Annotated in this window: 4 protein-coding genes; 2 read left to right on the top strand and 2 right to left on the bottom strand. The window is 61.2% G+C overall.

Annotated elements, in window-relative coordinates; genetic code table 11:
* On the bottom strand, positions 1-494 hold a 494-nt coding region (locus WBP53_RS13145; RefSeq protein WP_423929637.1), incomplete at its 3' end, for an RlmE family RNA methyltransferase.
* Positions 495-603: 109 nt separating this feature from the next.
* Between WBP53_RS13145 and yhbY the strand changes: the two genes are divergently transcribed.
* Positions 604-900, top strand: coding sequence for a ribosome assembly RNA-binding protein YhbY (gene yhbY, locus WBP53_RS13140; protein WP_423929635.1), 297 nt, complete (start codon positions 604-606; stop codon positions 898-900).
* A 6-nt stretch (positions 901-906) separates the two neighbouring features.
* On the top strand, positions 907-1,293 hold the full coding sequence (locus tag WBP53_RS13135) for an Mth938-like domain-containing protein (RefSeq protein ID WP_423929633.1): 387 nt from the start codon (positions 907-909) through the stop codon (positions 1,291-1,293).
* Here WBP53_RS13135 and WBP53_RS13130 read toward each other — a convergent pair.
* The coding region (locus tag WBP53_RS13130; protein WP_423929631.1) for a sigma factor-like helix-turn-helix DNA-binding protein at positions 1,281-1,725 on the bottom strand (445 nt) is incomplete at its 5' end. The two genes, WBP53_RS13135 and WBP53_RS13130, sit on opposite strands and share 13 nt — an antisense overlap.

Raw genomic sequence — 1,725 nt, 5'->3', positions numbered from 1 at the left:
CCCTGGAACAGTTTGGTCAGGAACGACCCACCTCGTTTCAGGTGGTTCTCCGAAAAATCTGCGGCCAGCTCGGCCAGGCCCATCGAGCGGTCCTGGTCAACTGCGCCCACACCGCTCATGTTGGGGGCCATGTCCGAAAGAACAAGATCTACCGTTGCTCCAGCCAGTACTTCTTCGAGCTTCGCAAGAACCGAATCCTCCCGAAAGTCACCGAGCACGAAATCGACACCGCCGACTCCCTGCATCGGCAGGATATCGAGGGCGATGATCCTGCCGGCGTCACCCAGGCGCTCGCGGACCATCTGCGACCAGCCGCCAGGAGCCGCGCCAAGATCGACCACCAGCATGCCGGGTTTGAGCAGCTTGTCGCGTTCGATCAGTTCATCCAGCTTGAAAACCGCCCTGGAGCGCCAGCCCTCTGCCTGGGCGCGCTTCACATAGGGGTCGCTGAAGTGCTCCTGGAGCCAGCGGGAACTGGTTTTGCTTCGCGCCACGACGTAGTCACTACGCGCACTGCGCGTTTATCAGCGATGAGATTGGCCTCATAATACCCTGAAAGCCGCGAATTGCCGCCGGCCACCCATCCGCATTCGGACTCCGTTCATGCCTCTTACCTCGTTCCAGAAGCGCTACCTGCGCGGTCTTGCCCACTCCCTCAGCCCCGTTGTGATGCTGGGCCAGAAGGGCGTCACAGCCAATGTCATTGCCGAATTGGCCCAGGCGCTGGACCATCACGAACTGATAAAGATCAGGCTTTCCGGAGGTGACAAGGCTGAACGTGCGGCACAGATTGACGCGTTGACCGTGGATTCCAAAGCCGAGGTCGTACAGATGATCGGACATACCGCCACGCTGTGGAGGCGCAATGAAAAAGAACCCAAGCTGCCTCTTCCCAACTGAAGCCCCATGCAGCTGATTCACGACAAGGCCGAGGGCTATTTCTTCATCCGGGCGGTCAGGCCGGATGCGGTTGTCGTCATCGACCGCGAGCTGCGCACGAGCTTCGCGCTTGCGCCGGATCAAGTCGTCGAGAACTGGCCGGTAACCGATATCGACAGCCTTGACGAAGATGCCATCCGCGCCCTGCTCCCGATCGAGCCGGAGGTCGTGATCCTCGGCACTGGCGAGCGCCAGCAATTCCCGGACCGCACCTTGCTGCTGCCGATAATGCGCAAGGGTATTGGCGTCGAAGTGATGGACAATGCCGCCGCGGCCCGCACCTACAATCTGCTGGCCGCCGAGGGCCGCCGGGTGGTGGCCGCATTCATTCTGGATCCGACTCAGGACGCCTGATCGCGCTTTGAAATCTGGCGCAGCCGTTTCAGGGCTTCTTCCTGAATCTGGCGAACGCGCTCACGTGAAACACCGAAATCTTCGGCGATATCTGCACGTGAGTGAACCGGCTCGCCATTCAAGCCGAAGCGGCGCTCGACAACGGTCCGCTGACGTGGAATCAGGGCTTCGAGCCAGCCCTGCAACTGACCACTTCCGGCAGGATCCGGCTGGTTTCCCGCACCGAACTCCTCCTCCTCGACCAGCTGCTCGATCATTGAACGATCATCCCCTTCGGACATCGGGGCATCCAGCGAGCTGATGTGTTCATTGACCCGGAACAGCTCGGCGACATCCCTGGCCTGCTTGCCGACCGCGTCCGCCAGTTCATCCAGCGTAGGTGCGCGACCCAGCCTGGCCGTCATTTCGCGGTTGGCCTTGAGCACCTGGGCG

Origin of the sequence: Dokdonella sp. (assembly GCF_049593775.1) — a bacterium.
Classification (GTDB): Bacteria; Pseudomonadota; Gammaproteobacteria; order Xanthomonadales; family Rhodanobacteraceae; genus Dokdonella.
Note: the sequence above shows the minus strand (reverse complement) of the source record. Positions and strands in the feature narration are given on the sequence as shown.

Coding starts and splice junctions, on each gene's coding strand:
- WBP53_RS13135 (WP_423929633.1), top strand. CDS start 907: ATGCAGCTGATTCACGACAAGGCCGAGGGCTATTTCTTCATCCGGGCG.
- yhbY (WP_423929635.1), top strand. CDS start 604: ATGCCTCTTACCTCGTTCCAGAAGCGCTACCTGCGCGGTCTTGCCCAC.